Annotated in this window: 1 protein-coding gene and 1 pseudogene; both read right to left on the reverse strand. The window is 44.9% G+C overall.

Annotated elements, in window-relative coordinates; all coding sequences use genetic code 11:
• A pseudogene (locus A3763_RS20405) lies at positions 1-197 on the reverse strand (cyanate hydratase); the annotation flags it as partial.
• A gap of 254 nt (positions 198-451) precedes the next feature.
• Positions 452-1,077: GlxA family transcriptional regulator (locus tag A3763_RS20410; RefSeq protein WP_156495215.1), on the reverse strand; the 626-nt coding region annotated here is incomplete at its 5' end.

Here is a 1,077-nt window from a genome sequence, read left to right on the forward strand (position 1 = left end):
GCAGGCTTTGCTTCGTCCGGTAAATCAAGTAAGGCACAAACCTTATCTGCAACGTCCTCGGGCATACTATTCATGCCCAGACAAGCTGAGGTGAGCCATACTGAGCCCATGCCGACTTCTTCTGCCATACCTTCCCAGGTAAGTTCTTTAGATTTTTTAGCTAATACAATTGCTTCGATCACTTCTTCTTTCTTCATCACAATCACCTTTATTTACTGTGTTGGTCAGCGTCAGGTTTGAGCTGAGGAATAAATTTCATAAAGGGCTTTTGCAAGCGCTATGCCATTGGAAATTGTTATTATTATTCAATAGATTAGCTAAAACCTATGCGTGTGATCTATCAGTGAGGGCCTTATTAGTGTGCACTGAAAGGCTTGTTTCGAAGAGAGAGCCCTGTCCTAAGGCACTGCTGAATCAAGGGACTTGTCTAGCTGATTGTAGTGAGCAAAATTTATCGTAGCTTCTTACGCCAAGCGGCGGGGCTTAGGCCATATTTTCGCTGAAATAAACGATTGAAGTGGCCAGGGTCTTGATAACCAACCTTCCATGATATTTCTGCGACACTTTGATCACTATGTTTGAGGTGCTCTTTTCCCTGCTCAATTTTTAAGTGTTGAATATAGCTAAGAGGTGATTCGCCCGTTGCTTCTTTAAAGCGACGTTTAAAGGTGCGTACACTCATATTTGCTTTTGTGGCAAGTTGCTCGATAGAAAGGGGCTCAATGAAGTGGATTTCAAGCCACTGCTGGATAGAGAGAATAGCGTCGTCTTGATGGTAGGTTTGTTTACCAATGGAGGCAAATTCGCCGGAGTAGGCTCGTCTGAAATCGACCAAAAAAGTACTTTCTACGGCTTCGCCAACCTCAGTGCAGGATAAGCGTGAAAGCAGATAGATCATGATCTCCATGGCTGCATTCATTCCTGCAGAGCAATACAGTTCCCCGGTAGCGGTAATAAAACGATCGGGGCGAAGATCGATTTTGGGGTACTTCTGTGCGAATTCTTCTTGCTTATGCCAATGCGTGGTACAGATTCGCTCATCCAAGAGCCCGGCCTCTGCCAGAAAGTAGGAACCGG

The sequence above is a fragment of the Oleiphilus sp. HI0128 genome, from assembly GCF_001635365.1.